Source organism: Bacteroides stercorirosoris (assembly GCF_900142015.1).
Classification (GTDB): domain Bacteria; phylum Bacteroidota; class Bacteroidia; order Bacteroidales; family Bacteroidaceae; genus Bacteroides; species Bacteroides stercorirosoris.
The window spans coordinates 16,482-34,149 of sequence record NZ_FQZN01000038.1; the positions used below are offsets into that span (position 1 = coordinate 16,482).

General features: G+C 44.0%; 10 protein-coding genes. All 10 read right to left on the reverse strand.

Going from position 1 to position 17,668, the window contains the following annotated elements; genetic code table 11:
• Position 1 precedes the first annotated feature (1 nt).
• The 10 genes from BUC01_RS21110 to BUC01_RS21155 all read right to left on the reverse strand — a co-directional run bounded on the left by BUC01_RS21110 (position 2) and on the right by BUC01_RS21155 (position 17,630).
• Positions 2-2,308, reverse strand: a complete 2,307-nt coding sequence (locus tag BUC01_RS21110; RefSeq protein WP_073314778.1) for a TonB-dependent receptor — start codon at positions 2,306-2,308, stop codon at positions 2-4.
• Between the two features lie 245 nt (positions 2,309-2,553).
• A complete protein-coding gene (locus tag BUC01_RS21115; RefSeq protein ID WP_025833320.1) occupies positions 2,554-3,288 on the reverse strand; it encodes a porin family protein in 735 nt (244 codons plus the stop codon).
• Positions 3,289-3,316: 28 nt separating this feature from the next.
• Positions 3,317-3,751, reverse strand: a complete 435-nt coding sequence (locus BUC01_RS21120; RefSeq protein ID WP_073314780.1) for a hypothetical protein — start codon at positions 3,749-3,751, stop codon at positions 3,317-3,319.
• A gap of 389 nt (positions 3,752-4,140) precedes the next feature.
• On the reverse strand, positions 4,141-5,787 hold the full coding sequence (locus BUC01_RS21125; protein WP_025833316.1) for a tetratricopeptide repeat protein: 1,647 nt from the start codon (positions 5,785-5,787) through the stop codon (positions 4,141-4,143).
• Positions 5,788-6,622: 835 nt separating this feature from the next.
• Complete coding sequence (locus tag BUC01_RS21130) at positions 6,623-7,675, reverse strand: hypothetical protein (RefSeq protein WP_073314782.1); 1,053 nt, start codon at positions 7,673-7,675, stop codon at positions 6,623-6,625.
• Between the two features lie 475 nt (positions 7,676-8,150).
• The gene (metK, locus tag BUC01_RS21135) at positions 8,151-9,443 is read right to left on the reverse strand and encodes a methionine adenosyltransferase (RefSeq protein ID WP_025833315.1); all 1,293 of its coding nucleotides are present in this window, start codon (positions 9,441-9,443) and stop codon (positions 8,151-8,153) included.
• 298 nt (positions 9,444-9,741) lie between these two features.
• Entirely contained in the window at positions 9,742-11,025 is a 1,284-nt protein-coding gene (locus tag BUC01_RS21140) for a histidine-type phosphatase (protein ID WP_034524508.1), read from the reverse strand.
• 7 nt (positions 11,026-11,032) lie between these two features.
• The gene (locus BUC01_RS21145; RefSeq protein WP_025833312.1) at positions 11,033-12,730 is read right to left on the reverse strand and encodes a RagB/SusD family nutrient uptake outer membrane protein; all 1,698 of its coding nucleotides are present in this window, start codon (positions 12,728-12,730) and stop codon (positions 11,033-11,035) included.
• Positions 12,731-12,752: 22 nt separating this feature from the next.
• Complete coding sequence (locus BUC01_RS21150; protein WP_073314784.1) at positions 12,753-15,728, reverse strand: SusC/RagA family TonB-linked outer membrane protein; 2,976 nt, start codon at positions 15,726-15,728, stop codon at positions 12,753-12,755.
• A 273-nt stretch (positions 15,729-16,001) separates the two neighbouring features.
• On the reverse strand, positions 16,002-17,630 hold the full coding sequence (locus BUC01_RS21155; RefSeq protein WP_073314786.1) for a DUF6377 domain-containing protein: 1,629 nt from the start codon (positions 17,628-17,630) through the stop codon (positions 16,002-16,004).
• Positions 17,631-17,668 lie beyond the last annotated feature (38 nt).

The following is a 17,668-nucleotide window of genomic DNA, read 5'->3' on the forward strand; positions in this document are numbered from 1 at the left end:
CTCATTTCTTCCCCGACAGGATGCCTGCGTTGGTATCGCTGTTGTTGAGTACCTTATTCTGTGACTTATACGTTCTTCCAAAGTCGAGCCGGAACGAGACATTCACCATGAATACCGGACTCAGGTTTGTAGAGAAAGCTACCTGCCGGCTGCCGGCCAACTGAGAAATATTCTCTATTTCCTGTTCATACCGCTTGGTAAACGGATTGAGCACCCCTGCCGAAACGCTCCACTTATCCTTATTATAGCCCAGCATCATGGAGTGCAGTTTTTCCTCTTTTGTGATTGTTTCGCCCCACAGTGTGTGGTTACTGGTATTCATTTCCGCCATGAATGTCCAGTTCTTATAAGCTGCCATCAGGCTGCCACGGACTCCAAAGTTAGTGTGAGTATGCGTATAAGTATTTCCCCGGCTGATATAACGGTTCAGGAAAGGAGTTACCCTGATGGCAATATACTCTTTCCAGGGAAGTATCTGGACAGATGTTTCCAGGTTGATCCGGTGAAAACCTTTATGGTTCTCCATGGTGCGGACGAACTTTCCGTTCTCGAAACAGGTGCTCTCCATCACAGGTTTATGATCATAACTGTAACGGACAAAGAAGTCAACAGCCACTTTCTTGTGCATCCAGCTCGCACTGAAAGTATTGGAGTAGAAGCGGACGGACTTCAATCCGGGATTTCCCCGACGCACTTGCAGCAAGTCTATGGGTTGGGAGATATCATTGAGGTCGGACAGGGAAGGGGAATAACCGGAGATATAACCATTATATCTGAAAAACAGGTTCTCCTTCGGAGTATATGACAGACGCACGGAAGGCTTGAAGATGTAAGTTTCATTATGCTTTCCTTCCTGCGAATTGTAGGTTCTCATGGCACCTATGCCCAGCGTATAATCAAACTTTTTGATATTGCGCTGGTATTCTGCAAAGGCATACGTTTCGGCAATATTCACTTCCACCTGCTCTTCCACAGCTCCCGAATACTCGTTGCTGAGATAAGCCTGCGTGTGCTTGATACCTCCGGAGAATTTTCCGTTCTTAAATTTCTTATCGTAAATGCCTTCAGTGATGAGGGAATACTTCTTACCATCGATGGAAGAATAGACTGCTGACGGAGTTTCTTCCGGGAGACTCTCCTGATAGGTGCGTGTATTCTCGCTATTCAGGTAAGTGCCTACCACATTGAAGGTCAGGCTTTGCTGATTCTTCATCTTGCGCTGATAGTAGACGTCCAGTGAAGGAACCCGCAGCTTCGACGAAAGGCGGTCGGAGATGGAAAGAATATCTTCTCCCTGATACAGGCTGCTTTCGCGGTCGGAAAAAGAATTGGGGGTATCGTTATAGTTATTCCTCAAGGTGACGTTCAGCATCTGCCTGTCATCATCCTGCAAGTTGTAAGCCAGAGAAAAATTCAGATCATCATACTTCACCGGAGTAGGTTTGCCAATCTCCCTGCGCTCCAAGGTATTATCAGGGAAGCGGAAAGTCTCATAGTTCTCCCGCGTCCACTTTAGGTCTCTCCGTCCCCAATAGGCATAGGCGCTAAATTCGGATTTCCGGTAGTTATACTTGGCGGACAGGTTGTTTTCGCCATAACCGTTAGCTGAAAGGGCATTCGATAAATCGGCCGCAATGGTGCCACCGGAGTCTTTTCTTTTGACGATGTAATCCAGCACCGCCCCTACATTGCCGTAGCGTAAACCCGGGTTATCGTGATATTCTATCTTCGTAATATCCGCAGGGTTCAAAGCAATCACTTCCGCCTGGGTCACCTCTACTCCGTTTATTCTGAACTGCACACTCTCTCCGCCGGAGAGTTTCACGGAGTTATCCACCGGATTAATCAGGATACGGGATAATTGCAGGGTCCGCAAGAGGGACAACCCGTTGGTAGATGCTTTCACCTGTGCTTGCGTAGGGAGAATAATCTGACGGTCGGTTTTCTTCAGGACAGGATTAGCGCGTACCGTAACGCCTTCCAGCATCACGCCGGAGTTCAGCAAGGCGATATCTCCGACAGGCAGATTCTTTTCCAGATTCCAAATATCGATGCACACAGTTTCATAACCTACGTAGGAGACGGTGATCCTACAGTTTCCGTTCACTACATTATCAAAAGAGAAATTTCCCTTGGCATCCGTAACCGTTCCTTTCACAAATAAAGAATCGGAGGTCAATAACTGCACTGTAACGAATTCCAGTCCGGACTTTGTTTCTTCTTCTACAACCCTGCCTGTTATCTTGTTTTGAGCAACTGCCATGAAGGATACAAGCGATGCAATACATAAAATAATCATGTGTTTCATAAACCTAATTTTTGAATGATTTGATGAGACAAAATTAGGTCTAAAATGGGGTTTGATTGATTTATACCGACAGGTTTATAAAGTGCAGGTCATTTTGTAATATTCTAATAATCAATAAATAACGGGAAGTAAAATTAGAAAAAGTTTATATTACCTCCCGGAATGTTTATATGCTGACACAATAGGTGAATCTGACATATAAAAGGCAGTGTTTTCGCAACCTCAAGCGTCAATTGCCCGGATTACTATTTTTTCTTCCAGATATAAATATGTACTCCTGCCGTTGCATACAAGCGGCTGGCATCCATCTTCCCGGTATATGCTTCATCAAAGAAAGCCTGCAACTCATCATCGTCAACTTTCATCTTTCCTAATTCACCCCCTATCAGCCCGGCATCCACGCTTAAACCGATTACTGAATTCAAACGGTATTCAAGCCCTACCGTGAAATTTCCGCCTAAAGTATTAGCTGTAGCAGTTATATCACCCGAGCCGCCTATTTTAGCAGTTTCCTTATAACGCAACCATCCCCAGCCAACTGCACCGTAGATGGTTAACTTCTCGCCCAGCACCCATCGGCCAGTGAACTGAGGGGCAATATATAACAACCGGCCGACATCTTCCAACGTCGCCGTCTGATAACCATCAGTAAGGGGAAACGATTGTTTAATACGAAATTGCTGTACCAGTACTCCCCAACCCCAACGATTGTAATAGCGGGACATCCCCAGCCTCCATTCAAGACCTGTAGTCATAGCTGAATCGGGCAGACCTTCAACATCTTCTGTAGACAAAATGTACCCCACACCTATGCCTCCATAAAAATAACCAATAGGCTGCTTACTCCAATCTGTACCTTTTTTACGTATTTGCGGGCTTACTTCTTGTTTAGATTGTGACGGACTGTCTTGTTTCTCTTGGGCTTGCAGGGAGAATACTCCCCCGAGCACGATTGCTAATAGCATGATTTGTTTCTTCATATTATATGTGTTAGTTAAAAGTTCATTATCAAAAAGATTCCTTTTCCTCAGGAGGATATACTATTGTCCAATTTGCTTGTTCCATATCTGCCAATGAAACCCGGTAATGATGGAGAATAGGGACATATTTACGAATTGTATCACAAGGTTCATACATATATTGGGAATAGGTTTCACTATCCATAATCAAGAATTGTAAACAAAGTATAATATTGAAATCGGCTTTCCAACCTGTGTCGTCCACACTATGGACAAGAGATGAGGAGCCTTTTGGAATTTCTACTGCTCCAACTCGACATAAAAATAACGTATCAACACTTGTTATATTTCTTTTTCTATACTCCTGAAAAACAATATCCTGTTTTGAGTTATTTACAAGTGTTATGTATTCTTCACTCTGTTTCGGACATGCCGATAACATACATGACAATAAACACAAGGCTGCAATTTTAATTATTTTCATAAATCAAGTAATTAAATAGTGTTTTCTAAGTTTTTTAACGCTTACTACCATTATAAATTCCAACACCAACAGTACCAACAATAGGAATCCTCCATGATACATAATCATACCACTTCGCTTTTAATTTTAAATTTCCTATATTCTCTCTATCTACAGAATTATGATAATCGTAACATCCAGACTGAACCACATGGAGAAAATCCCGCATAACAGGAACAGAATAGCTATCCGTTTGAACGTTCGGATTCTTAAAAGTAAAAATGTTGTTTTCATGCGATATTAAGATTTTATTGACGCTTCAAATAACCGCAACTTTCATATAAAAACAAAATACTATGTGGTAACAATGGTAACAGGCAAATCCTTACAAGTAACAACTCCAGTGTAAATCACAGATTATCAATCAAAAATACTTTATCAAACAATTCTTCCCCCATTTTATTCTTAATCCTGTTCTTGCGGGTTTTTATTGCGTCGGAAGTGACATTCATCACATCCATAATGATCTCCTTCGGACAATGAAGTATGATCAAAGCGCAATACAACAAATCATCGGTGGTTAAGGAAGAACAAGAACTGCTTAAATCTTCCATCACATCCACAAATGTTCTCCTGATATCAGTTATAATCAATATTCTATGATTTTTTATAATGCTGATACATTCTTTGGGCTTCGCTTTCTGCAATTCATTTAATCTCCTATATCCTTCTGTAGACTTAAACAAGGAAATACAAATTTCAAACTTCGCTTCTTTCAATTCATGTAGTTTATTGTTTTTATCTTCTTCATGAATATCTTTTTCATCCAATAACAGTGTTTCGGCACGATTATCCATCAGTTGCTTCTGCAAAGCGATATATTTGTTCTTAAGATGTCTATCTCTCCACATAAATAGAAAAACCAACGCTAAAACAAAGAATAAAAACAATATAATCAAGAGATTAGTCGTCTGTTCCTGCTTAACAGACAATTTGTACTTATAAAATTCTAACTGATGATTATCCATCAACTCGTCAATTTCTGCACGGTCATTCATTGCCTGAATAGAATCATAACAAACAATAAAGGAATCTGCATATAAAACTGCATTTTCCCAATCAGAGAGTTCCTTATTTACACGATATATATTATAATAATTTGAAGTTTTAGTATATATATCAGGAGATGATTTACTTAAATACCAATAATAAAGAGCTGAATCCTTCTCATTCATATTATACAATATATCGCCTTTCACAGAATATGCAGAAGTTATATCTTCCATATTCGACAGACTGGTTATAGCTTTTGCAATACACGTATGAGCTTGTTCATATTCTCCCCGTTTATTATAAACTCCGGACAAATCCTTATATATAATGCCCAACAGCACCGGATAGTCCAGCGAAAACGCCATCGACAACGCCTGTTTATAATAATATGCCGCACTATCCAATTGAAGTTCAAGAAAAAAAGTTGATCCAATTCCCCGCAGATTATGAAATGCCCGCAGGGTATCATGAGCCTCCCAATTTATAGCATAAGCATTTCTATACATACCTCTCGCTGTTTCTTCCATGTTCCGCTGATTATAGCAATCTCCTAAATGATTATATGTCATGGCCACAAATTCCGAATCACTTCCCTCCGGCATAATCCTCAACGACTTTAAATAGAAGTCTATTGCAATTGGCATATCCCCCTGCTCCCGATATACACACCCCCAATAAAAATAAGATTTCGCCAACCTCTCCTTATCCCTGCCATTCTCGTAATAATCAACAGCAGTCCGTATCAAAGAGTCATCCTCCAACGGCACATAATTCTTATATCTTGCCTGCGTCAACAGCAGTGCATACCATGCCCGGTTTGCTTTCCCCATTTCCTGCGGTGCAGAGATTTCTTCCAACAGTTGCAGTGCACTGTCAGGACACGGCTGCATCAACGAATCAGCCAACATCAGGACATAGCTGTCCGCATAAGAATTCTTTCCGCATGAACCCAACAATAAGGTAAACAATATAAAGGATAATAAAGCAGGTAATAGTTTTCTCATGATTATTTTGGTTTTCCCGTTCTGTTTCCACAAAGATAACAACAAATCCCGAGAAGTTCACTCAGAAAAGATGCAATTAAAGTACAGGTATCATAGATTTATCCTTTTGACAATTTGCATATTTTGTAAGCCGAGAGCGCGTTGTTTCCGCCCAAGTGCACACGAGAACAAAAATATGCGAATAAAAATAAGTAAACAGCGGATTACTAACGTGATATCGAAATCATTACATTTATTCCAGAGCAAAATATTCCTTCAGAAACCTTTTCATAAGAGATAATCAAGACGCAAATAGGATCGTCATCGGTAAGTAGTAACTCTTTTACCTATAAGTAGTAACCATAGCACCTATAAGTAGTAACCCTTTTGCCCGGAAGTAGTAACCCTTTTCTGCATAAAACGCTTGTAAACACGCAAGAATATGCAACAATAGCGCATATTCAGTCTCTGTTTATTCACAAGTTACTCTATAATATACTTTTTCACAATAAGGCACGTTACGAAACTGCGACGATTATAATCATATTAAGCGAATAGCGGATTATTTGCTACCATTTTGATTTTTATACTTCACACCCCTTATTACCTGCAAATAACTGCATATCAAGGAAGAAGCATAGCAAATAAATCATATCTTTATTCCTGTTAGCCAAAGATGCACTGCATCTGTGCACCCCATAGATAAACTAATATTCATTATTTTTCCGTTTGAGTCAAAAGGCATATGCTCAGATTATTGAGCATATGCCCTGACACATAGTTCCTTCCACGTGTTTTCCGCCCGGTGCTTACCGATATCTGTAGAAACGTTTTTCTTGAATCAGTACTTATTGAATTATTGCATCAATCCTCCTTCTATAAAGAAAAGGACTTCATTTAATCGTTTTTTATTCGCTTTTTCATCTTTAAAAATAGCCGGAATGGAAATTATTTTATCTTGAATCAGATTGTCTACCAGAGTCCACATGACTTCATGGTATAACATCACCATTGCCACTTTTTCATTGTCAATGCCGTATTGATCTGTTAAATATTTGCGATTATTCTTTAATTCCGTAGAGATGGAGTTTGCCAGTTTTTCATTTATTTGATGGAAGCTGTCTTGCTGTTTCTTTATAATAGGGAATAATACATTTCCATTATTATCTACCAGTCCGTAGGGTTTTAACTGGGAGATGAGTTGGGTATCCGCTATTTTTCCGAACTTGGCAATTTCATCAGCACAATGGTCCATAATGTTGCTACTGGGAGCAATGTCGCTGTTGACGTATGTCAATATCAAATTCTGCTCCCCAAAACCATTTGTACCGCATGCAAGGTCATTTCTTGGCTCGTATAACACCCAGTAGCAGCCACTCCAACTGGTATGATTGTCAACATCTTCAAACAAGACCAGTTTAGTCCACATTCTTCCATCCAGAAGATATGAAAAAACGAGTGAAAGCGTATTGTTCTTAAATCCCATTTTACTGATCGTTTGTGTCAGTGATATAAAGTCTGCTTTTGTTTTTGCATACATGGATTCAGCTATCTCTTTGCTTAAACTTCTTAAAGAGTGGGTTTGTTCTTTGTCGAGAATAGGTATGGTGGTTTTCCATTTTCCCTTTGTTTTACTGATAAGCCCACCTACCTCCAATAGCAATAATTGGCTGTCAGAACATTTAATACCCATTTCACGGAGCTCAATTAGGGTACGTGGAGTTCGTAGATTGTATAGTATTTCCCAATTATTGTCTGGCATTACATAGTCTTCAGGCTGATGTCCGTTTACCGCAATAAACTGAGTTGCTTCCCATTGGCTATAAGGTCTTATCGGTGTTTGTGCCTTAATCATTGTAGATACGGATAACAGGATTAAAAGTAGTAATGAATTTGAATTATATTTCATGATTGTTTTATTTATTGCTCATCATTCATAAGCATTTTCGTGGTTGTAAATTTAGTTATTTAATTTAAAAAGTAGAAATGATTTGATTTAAATCTATTGTAAATCAGCTAAAAAAGTTTTTCACGGATTAAGGGGGGCGCTTTTCTCTTACTCGGTAGAGTGTTTTCAATATTGCCTATTTTTACCTTCCATGACTCCCTTTAACTCCTGAGCGAAGCGATAACTCCTTTGCCTTCATTTCTTATCAGAAATAAACGAATTTCAACTCTTGATTCGAATATATCACAAAATATAGCAAAGGAAGTTTCATGAAAAGGTAGTAACTGATTATTTAATATTGAAAGACATAATCCTTGTTTTCCTCATGCGAGACATCCCAAATAAAAAGTCGCCCTCTCTTTCTGTAGAAACAGAACAGAGCAGGGCGACTTCTATGTAAATAGCTTGTAAAGCTACGCTGATTACTAATTGAAGATTATAAACCGAAAGCGGCTTTCACCTTATCCACATAATCCAGTTTCTCCCAGGTGAAGAGTTCTACCTCTACATCCTTGTCACCTTCATAGCGGGATTTGAAGTGCTTGGTAACCGTCTGCGGTTCACGTCCCAGATGGCCGTAAGCGGCAGTTTCCTGATAGATCGGGTTACGAAGTTTCAAGCGGTCCTCGATAGCCTTCGGACGAAGGTCGAAGAGTTCGTCAATCTTCTTCGCAATCTCACCGTCGCTCATGTTGACGTGGCCACGTCCGTAAGTGTTGACGTAAATATTGATGGGGCGTGCAACGCCGATAGCATAAGACACCTGCACCAACATTTCATCGGCCACACCGGCAGCTACCAGGTTCTTGGCTATGTGACGGGCGGCATAAGCAGCACTACGGTCTACCTTAGAAGGGTCTTTGCCGGAGAAAGCGCCACCACCATGAGCACCCTTGCCTCCGTAAGTATCTACGATAATCTTACGTCCCGTCAAGCCCGTATCTCCATGAGGACCGCCGATAACGAACTTTCCGGTAGGATTGACGTGGTACGTGATGCGGTCGTTGAACAATGCAAGTACTTTCTCTGCATGGATGGAAGCTATCACACGCGGCATCAAGATGTTGATTACATCCCGGCGGATGGTGGCAAGCATCTCTTCATCCGCTTTCAACTGGGCGGCTTCGCTGTCGTCAGCCGGCTGGATGAAGTCATCATGCTGGGTAGAAACTACAATCGTATCGATGCGCACAGGCGTGCCGTTATCATCGTATTCAATGGTTACCTGGCTCTTGGAGTCGGGACGGAGATAAGTCATTTCCTTACCTTCGCGACGGATGTCGGCCAGCACTTGCAGGATGCGGTGTGACAGGTCGAGAGAAAGAGGCATGTAATTTTCGGTCTCGTTAGTAGCATAGCCGAACATCATTCCCTGGTCGCCCGCACCCTGTTCCATAGGGTCTTGGCGTTCTACACCACGGTTAATGTCGGGGCTTTGCTCATGGATAGCGGACAATACGCCGCACGAGTTACTTTCGAACATGTACTCGCCTTTCGTATAGCCGATTTTCTGAATTACTTCGCGCGCAATGAGTTGCAGGTCAACGTACGCTTTGGTTTTCACTTCTCCAGCCAGCACTACCTGTCCGGTAGTAACCAGAGTTTCGCAAGCTACTTTCGAACTGGGGTCGTAAGCCAACAGTTTGTCAAGCACAGCGTCCGATATTTGATCGGCCACTTTGTCGGGGTGCCCTTCTGACACCGATTCGGATGTGAATAAATATCCCATTTCAAATTAAAAATTAGAAATTAAAAATTAGAAAATGAAGGCAGTAGAGATAAATGTGAGTAGAAGCATCAGCACGGAGCCGTCAGAAAAGGATGTTGTTTTAGCATTTTTTTCTGTGGTTGCAAGCTACTCAAATCTTTCCACATTCATTTTTCGGGTGCAAAGATAAAGGTTTTCTCAGGAAATAGCATATAAATAAGAAAGCATTAACATTATATTAGCAAAAGAAGTGCGCCGATATCCCATCGCCGCACTTCCCAGTTTGTAATCTCTATATTGTTAACTTAAAAACGATTCTTTATTTCAGCAGGTTCCGGTAGTAGCTCTCCACGTCGCTCCACTTATAGAACGGGAACATATCCGTCTGCACCGGAATATGCACTTCGTGCTCATTGTGCATGATCTTCACCAGGATATCGTCCGGACTTCCCTTTTCATTCCGGAAGAACGCAATCTGAACATTAGCGGCCATCGGAACGACTTTAAAGTCACTCCACACTTTATACACCTCGTAAGGATCGTCAACGGCAACGTTGCAGTTCTCAATATGCATCAATGCAACCAAAGGTATCACATTGCCGTCATGACCGAAACGGAGAGTGGCCGCTATACCGCCTTTCCGGATAGCCTCATCGGCACTGTCCAGGATATTCTGCAACAGCGACTTCGCATTGGCTACCACAATTCCCTTTCCATCGGCATGGTTGGCATTGCCCACATAGAAACGGTAGTTGATGCACTGCCACAAGTCGAACAGTTCCTGCGGTTCAAACAGGTCGTAAAAAGATACCTGCGTCTCCGCATTCTGCATATCACTGGCTATCCAATACATACCCCACATCACTTCCTTAGGGTTCACCTTCTTCAGAATGAAACGTTTGTCCTTGAACAGCGAAGCAACCAGCCTGTCGGGATTCGTATGGGCATCCTCAAACTTCCTGTATTCCTCAGCCCACGGACCATCGTGTGAAGAAGTAAAGCGATTGGATTCGTCCGTATGATAGTTCAGATAGTCCATATACTTCTGGCTGGCTTCATAAGATATGCGCAAGTCGGGGTTCAACTCTTTCAGACGGTCACCAAAAGCCACCATACTCATCGCGCAACGCAACACCACCGTAGAACGGGCGGAAATAGAGGCATTGCCCTTAAATGCTTCGGGAAATGCAGCATACATCCGCTCTGCAATGCCCCGGTGCTGCCTGACACCCAACGGAGTCAAATCGCCGCCATGCCCTTCGGCTTCTTCCCATACCTTCAGCAAACGCTGGTAAGCATCTTCTCCCAAATCAGAAAGGGCGCCTTCGCGATGTGCCTCCTCGAAAAGGTCGATCAACCATTTATAGTCGCGGTCTGCAATCAGATAGCGGGAACCGTGCCGGCCGTAATGACTTACATAAAACGGCTTATAGCCTTTGGGAGCCCGGGTCTGCGGAGCAAAATCAAGCGGATAGGCCCAATAGACTCCACCCGTCTTCTCAATGGTGGAGAACATCTCTTCTTTGGACGTCTGCGCCCCCAGGGGGATGCAGCACATCCACATCATAGTACATAGCAGTACTTGCTTCAGTTTCAGTCTCATTCTATTCTTAATTTATTTGTTTATAGCCGTCATTTTGTTTCAATGCCGGATTATTCGTCAGTTCGCTTTCCGGAATCGGGAACAGTTTATATTTGTCATCCACGTCTTCTCCCAGACGGGCACCGTTCTTCCAGTCCCAGTTATTTCCCTTCGTGTATTTACCGAAACGGATTAAGTCGGTACGCCTTGTCAGTTCGGATGCCAGTTCTTTCTGGCGCTCGCTCAGGATAAAGTCTAAGGAGAGTTCATTGAGTCCGATTTCTCCCGAAACATCGGAACGGACACCGGCCTTCGCATACTTGCCGGACATATATGCCCTTGCCCTGATTTCATTGACATAGCCCAGTGCCTCAGCATCCGTGCCATTTGCACCGCGCAAGATGGCTTCGGCTGCCATCAGGTAGGCGTCTGCCGTACGGAACAACGGGAAATCAATAGAAGTATAAGCGTCTCCCGAAGCGCACAACTGGTCGTCTTTCGTCACATTTCTCCATTTGATATAGCCATAGCCACACGTAAAGGTACTGGTCATGTTCAGTTCCGAATCCCAGGTTTCTTTCACCTGGTTGGGAAGGGCGGTCATGAACTGGGCACGCTTATCTTTCTTTCCGTTGCCCCAGGTGTCATTCACATCGAAAGCCACATCATCCGCATCAAAAGCATCCACCAGCGTCATCTTGGCACGGACATTGCCCCAGCCTCTCGAACCTATACCGGTCTTGTACAGCTCATCCATCGGACCGTTCACGAAAGCTTTCACGTAGAAGTTCGTTCCAGCTGAACTTTGGGCACGTTGCCCGTCCTGCACCAAACCCCAGATGATTTCCCGGCAAGTCTTGTTGTCGGCCAGGAAGATTTCACGATAATCGGAGGCCAGCGGATAATGCCCGTCTGTAATGACTTTCTTCGCATAGGTGTAGGCATCCTGATATTTATTCTCGTTAATCCAGGATTCCGCATTCAGATACATACGGGCGAGCAGGAACCAACCGGCCACGCGGTCAATCCGGCCATACTCATTTCCTCCGGGTGCTTTCAGTTCGTTCTCGATGGCCAGAAGTTCGCTTTCCGCATACTCAAAAATCTCTTTACGGGTGTACTGGACGGGGATTTCCTTCACACCCGTATATTCGTCCACGTAGGGCACGGAACCGAATAAGTCGCAAAGCATGGAGTAGCAATAGGCACGTATGAACCGCGCTTCGGCCCGGTAGCTGACATACTCGTCCTTCATCTCTTCCCAAAGACCTCTACTCTGCAATTTTCCTTCCGTACATTCGCGCAACAGTTCGTTGCAGTAAGCTATGCTCATATAAAGCCGCTGGTAAGTCCAGGTGACAACCGAGGCATTAGAGGCATCCCATTGCAGATTCAGGCACTTGCGCAGGCCGTTAGAAGAAGAAGGCATCAGGAAGTTGTCCGTACTCATCTCCTGCAAGTAGAACAACAGACGCACATAGCCGGAATATCCTTCATTGGCGCCTTCCAGGTCACCGTCACCGCCGTCACCGCCCTTTTGTCCGGTCAGGATCAGAGATGAATAGCACTTTGCCAACACGCCCGTATAGCCGTCCTTAGTCTTATATACCTGGTCGCTTACCAACTGATTATTGTCCAATGGCATGGTATCGAGGTCACCCAGACACGAAGTCAGACACGTGACCAAGAGAAATAGATTGAATGAATAGAGAATTATCTTTTTCATATAGCGTAGTTTTTTTAATCTGTTAGAAACTTAAATTAGCACTTAATGAGAATACGCGTGGACGGGGATATATTTCCTTATCGATGCCACTGTAGATTTCCGGGTCGATGCCGGAATAACCGGTAAACGTAGCCACGTTCTGAACGCCGAAGGTCAGTCGCAACGAGCTTGAGTTATCCCAAAGTTTCTTGAAAGTGTAACCCAGCGAGATGTTATCAATCCGGAAGAAGTTTCCTTTCTCCAGGAAATAGTCCGAATAGAGCTGCTGGTTCTGGAAACCTGTATCTTTGGTTCTGCGCAGGATATTCGAGAAGTTGCCCTGGTCGCTATAAACAGACTGCACGTATTGGTCGGCAGCGATGTAGTTGTAGACGTAATTACCGAAAGCGCCGTGTCCACTGATGGCAAAATCCCAGTTCTTATAACTCAGCTGGGTACTGAATCCCAGATAGGATTCGGGAAGTGCGCTCTTGTTGGTGGCATACTTGGTTTCCGTTGCCGATACAGAGCCGTCGGGCTGCACATATTGGCCTTCTATCGGTTTGCCGTTATCATCGTATGCTTGTTTTGCCAGATAGAAAGTGTAGGGACGTTCGCCCACCATGAACACCTGCACCGTCTTGCCCGTGCCTGAGATGGCTCCGGTCTGCACAAAGTTAGCTTCCGAGTCCACCACATTCAGCTTCGTGATTTTCGAGTCGTTCCAGGTGTAGTTCATACCTACCGTCCACTTCCAGTCCTTTGTATGCACCGGCACTGCGTTGATGGAGAATTCAAGTCCTTTATTATCCATCTCGCCGATGTTCGTGGTGATTACAGAAGAGTAATTGGTTCCCGAAATAACAGGGATGGTATTCAGCAAATCTTTGGTATGGCGCTGGTAATAGTCCACAGAACCATAGATGCGGTTACTGAGGAAACCATAATCCAGTCCGATGTTATAAGTTTCGGTGGTCTCCCACTTGATGTCAGAGTCGTAACCATTCGGACGATAGGTATTGTACCACTTATCGCCAAACTGATAGCAGGACTCAGGATAAGATACCGTAAAGGTAGTCATGTAGGGATAATCGTTCAGGATATCCTGTTGTCCGGTCTGTCCGTAGCTTAGGCGCAATTTCAAGTCAGACAGCACGTCCGAATCCCTCAGAAAAGCCTCCTGGCTGATTTTCCACCCCAATGCCACGGAGGGGAACAATCCCCAACGGTTGCCCTTTGCAAAACGGGAGGAAGCATCCGAACGAAGCGTGGCGGTTATCATATAACGGTTGTCATACGAGTAATTCAGACGGCCGTAGAACGAAAGCAGATAATACTCCGACTCATAATGATTGGGAGAAAAGAGTTCTTTTCCTTCCGGAGAGAAGGTAGTAGCGTCGAACTTCTTCCAGAAATGCTGCCAGCCATATCCGCCCATCGCACTGAAGTTGTGTTTCTCATTGAACACGTGCGAATAGTTGGCATATAAGTCCAACAGATAATTCCGCTTGTTCTGCTTGGAGTCGTACACAAGTCCCGTACCGTCCTTCATGTTAGAAGTGTACATCATACCGGCCATTTCGGGCACTTCCTTCGAATATTTGCTTGTCAGCACATCATATCCCAGATTCATGTTCAGTTGCAAGTCTTCAAGGTGATGCACCTTATAATTGAAAGATGCATTGCCGATAGAACGCGTCACCTTATTACGGATATCCTGCAAGTCAAGTTGCGCCACAGGGTTATCCGTCTGGATAGCCATAGGAGAATTGCCGTTCATCCAGATGAAATAGCCCAGTCCGGGGTCGGTAGCCGATGTGGCACTTCCGGTCTTGACGGGACGCGTGGGGTCATAACGGAGCGCGTTGTTCACTACGCTTTCATCGACTTTCTTATTATTCTCATAAGACACTTTCAGGTTCAGGTCTACCGTGAGGTGCTTATCAAAGAATTTGGGAGAGACGCCGCCGTTGAATGTAAATCTCTCATAGTTGTTGGTGCGTACGACACCGTTCTGGTTGGTATATCCCACAGAAACACGATAAGGAGCATTCTGTTTCACCTTGCCCGAAACGGAGAAGTTGTGTTCCTGTCCGAAAGCAGTCCGATAAATCTCGTCCTGCCAGTCTGTGGATGCAGTGCCCAGAGTCACGGAAGACGGCACTCCGGATACGGTAGGCACAAACTGGCGGAATTCATCGGCAGAGAGAATGTCCAGCGTTTCCGTAACCGTACTCACCGACAGATTGGTTGAATAATTAAAGCGCAGATTGGTATCGGCTCCTTTCTTCGTAGTGATGACAATCACACCATTCGAAGCACGTGAACCGTAAATGGCAGTAGCCGAAGCGTCTTTCAGCACTGTAAACGTCTCTATGTCATCCGGGTTGATACCACCGATAACATTGCCGCCGCCTTCGATAGTAGAGTTATCCACAGGCACACCGTCAATCACAATCAGCGGGTCGTTGGAGGCGGACAGGGAAGCGCCGCTTCTGATGCGGATGGTGGCACCCGTACCCGGAGCACCCGAACTGGACACCACATTCACTCCCGGCACTTTACCTACCAAAGCGTCCTGGGCCGTTGTGCGCAGTCCTTTATTAAAATCATCCGGTTTGATGGCAGTCACCGAACCCGTCGCGTCCGATTTCTTCACGCTTCCGTAACCGATGACAACTACATCTTCAAGCATCTCACTATCTTCCGTCATCACAATTTTCATGTTGGCGGAGGCGGGTTTTTCTACGTTTTTATAACCTATGTATGTAATAAGCAAAACTGCGTCGGGACTCGTGACTGAAAGCGTAAAATTACCGTCCACGTCACTAATCGTTCCGTTCGACGTCCCCTTTTCCAAAACATTCGCTCCAATAATAGGCAGATTATCCTTATCGAGGATATTACCTTTCACAACCGTTTTCTGTGCAGCAACATTCACACTGAAAACCAAAGCAAACAGTACCCAAACATACCGCCACCTACTTCCAAAAGTTTCCGGATTTTTCTTGTTCTTCATAATAGTTTTTAATTAGTTAAATTATATGTGTAACAAAGGTATCATGTGACTCACATCATACATTCAATTCATTCAAGGTTAACTGCATCTCAAATGGTATGAGAATCAGTTATGAGTTATGGAAGCAAAGGTAGTTTCAATGATAGCGCAGCACAACCACACGATATGAAAAAGTAAGTAAATCAAGAAAGGAATAGAGAGTAAACCTCTACTTATCAGAATATTAAGTTTTGGCAGCAAAAAATTAAAAGTAAGCTCAGAGGAAGTATAAAACTACAGTTTCTGTACCTGAACAGCCAAGTCCTTGCCCGGAACGATGGCTTTATTCCTCATTTTCATCCGGTAATTATAAACTGTCTGAAGTGAATAATGGAGGAAGTTGGCAATCTTTGAATTATCATTGATCCCCAAACGTATGAGAGCATATATACGCAGTTCCGGGGTCAGCAGTTCACCCTCTTTGAGCTGCACGTGCTCTTCCTCTTTCAGCAGGGCATTGAACGCCTCTACGAAATTAGGGAAGATAGAAAGGAAGATCGTATCGAACTTGCTGATAAAAAGCTTGAAGTCCTCGGAAGTGGAAGATTGTCCGCGGAGCACCTTCGATATGTCGGCCATAGAACCCGTATTGGCTATTTTCAGCAATGCTTTGCGGCTATTCTCCTGCTTATAGATGTATTCGGAACAAATGTTGAATAACAGGCCGATGTATTCCTCCTTGATATGGTTTGACTCCTGAATCTGTTCGTTCATCCGGGTCAGATTCTCAGCCATTTCCTGCAAACGCAGGTTCTGTTCGGCCAACGATTGCTTCACTTTCAGCAGTTTACTGTTTTTCTTACGGATAAAGAAGAAAGCGGAAATCAAAGTGACTACCAACAGCAACAGCACCATAAGGAATATAAGCACCCTGTTTTCATCAGCCCTGATACGGGCATCGTTGGCAGCCTGGATAATGGGAAGATACTCCGCAATATCGACAAAGCGATAACGGGCTTTCCCGAAATTCACGTCCTCCAGTGAGCAGGAGATGTAGTTGTAAGCCCTCGCAATGTCTCCTTCCTGAAAAAGAAGTATCGCCAGGCGCTGCAAAGACATATAGACTTTCTTGGCATTGGCAATGTCAGTCAACGAAGACAAGATAAGATAATGTCTTGCCCGCAATGTATCTTGCTTGCCCAGATACAATTCCGCCAGCAGATACTCCATCCTCGCCCTGTCCGGATTGTCCTCCGTGCTTTGGTTGTAATAGTCCTCCAGAAGCCGGATGGCCTCATCCCACTGCCCGGACATACTTAAACGCCCGCACTTATTGGTGATGTAACTGGAAGATTGCGGTTCGCTTATGGCAATCAGCGTGTCTTTATAAGCCCTTATCTTCTGCCAGGCCAATCGTTTTCCGGCATCATCTATCGCTTCGTTATAGCAGGACAAGTAAATGGTATGATACAGGTAGTAGAAATACGTGTCTTTCTTCACACTTTCCGTCCGTTTCACCCTGCCGAGCATGATCAGCGCATTTTCATGCTTCCCCATCTTGTTCATCACATCGGCTACATTCATTACTCCCTGGTTGACAAGCTCTTCATCTTTCAGCTTTTCCGCCAGTTGCAGCCTCTCCTTTGCGATAATCATAGCCGTATCAATGCGGTATGAACGATACTTGGTGAACAGGTTGCCCAATATATCAAACCTGAGTTTATCGTCTTCCGCATAGTCCAGCATCCGGCGGAAATCAGCTATTTCTTTCTCTACTTTTTGCCGATAGACCTCACGTTGCTCAATCATCTTATCCAGTTTCAAGAGCAGGGCATCATCTGTTTTGTCCGCAGCCGACAGGCCGGAACAGGAACAAGCGCAAAAGCAGATACAGAATAAAATAAAAACAGAATATCTGAACATCAGACTACAGGTTAATATACTTCGAAACAAAGATATGG